The following is a 1,268-nucleotide window of genomic DNA, read 5'->3' as shown; positions in this document are numbered from 1 at the left end:
GCCGAGGCAACTCGATTTCGACGTCTTGGTCGATCCGGCCCGGCGACGAGCTCATCACCACGACCCGATCGGCGAGCAGAACAGCCTCCTCGACCGAATGGGTGACGAAGATCACGGTCAGCTTGGTGCTGCGCCAGATCTCGATCAGCTCTTCCTGCAGCGCTGCGCGGGTCAGCGCGTCGAGCGCACCGAACGGCTCGTCCATCAACAGAATGTCGGCATCGTTGGCGAGCACGCGGGCGATCGCCACGCGCTGCTTCATGCCGCCGGAGAGCTGGTGCGGGTAGCGGTCTGCGAATGCCGTGAGCCCGACCATCGCCATGAACCGATCGGTCAGTTTGTCGACTTCCTGCGCCGCGACGCGGCGATGGCTGGGGCCGAAGCCGATGTTCTGCCGCACCGTCAACCACGGAAACAGCGCGTAGTCCTGAAACACCATGCCGCGGTCGGGGCCAGGTCCCCTCACCTCGCAGCCATACACGCCGACAGAGCCCTGGGTCGCCTGCTCGAAGCCGGCGATGATCCGCAGCAGGGTCGACTTGCCGCAGCCGGAGGCGCCGAGCAGGCAGATGAACTCGCCCTTGCGCACCGTCAGATCGACGCTGCGCAGCGCTTCGACCGGGCCGTTCGAGGCTTGATAGATCTTGTTGAGCCCGCTGACCTCCAGGATCACCGGCGGCGCGTCGCGATTGGTGGTTTGATCAAGCATGATGCTGCGGGCTCCAGCGCAGGAAGTAATTGCTGAGGGATACCAGGATGCGGTCCGACAGGAATCCGGTGATGCCTATGATGATCATCCCGGTGATGACCAGGTCGGTGCGCGACAGTGTGCGGCCATCCATGATCACGGCCCCGAGACCTTCGGGCACGCCGGTCATCTCGCCGACCACGATCAGGATCCAGGCGAACGACGCGCCGAGCCGGAGGCCGTTGAAGATGCTCGGCAGCGCCGCCGGCAGCACCACGGATCTGAACAGTTGCGGACCACTGCAGCCGAGCATCCCGGCCGCTTCGAACAGCCGGACATCGACCGATTTCACGCCGAACACGGTGTTGAGCAGGATCGGATAGAACGCACCGAGAAACACCAGGAACACCGCCGACTTCGGCCCAAGGCCGAAGAAAATCATCGACAGCGGCAGCCAGGCGGTGACCGGGATCGGCCGCAGCAGGGCGAGCGTCGGATCGAGCAGCGCACGCAGCAGCGGAATCCTGCCGATCATCAGCCCGAGCGGAATCCCGAGCAGCGCCGCCAGGAAGAAGCCGCC

Annotated in this window: 2 protein-coding genes; both read right to left on the bottom strand. The window is 65.1% G+C overall.

Annotation, left to right across the window (positions count from 1 at the left end; translation table 11 throughout):
* A partial coding sequence (locus tag DYI24_RS26745; RefSeq protein WP_164574472.1) for an ABC transporter ATP-binding protein occupies positions 1 to 709 on the bottom strand: 709 nt, incomplete at its 3' end.
* Positions 702 to 1,268: ABC transporter permease (locus DYI24_RS26740; RefSeq protein ID WP_164574471.1), on the bottom strand; the 567-nt coding region annotated here is incomplete at its 5' end. The genes DYI24_RS26745 and DYI24_RS26740, both read right to left, overlap by 8 nt.

Source organism: Rhodopseudomonas sp. BR0C11 (assembly GCF_010820945.1).
Lineage (GTDB): Bacteria > Pseudomonadota > Alphaproteobacteria > Rhizobiales > Xanthobacteraceae > Rhodopseudomonas > Rhodopseudomonas palustris_H.
Note: the sequence above shows the minus strand (reverse complement) of the source record. Positions and strands in the feature narration are given on the sequence as shown.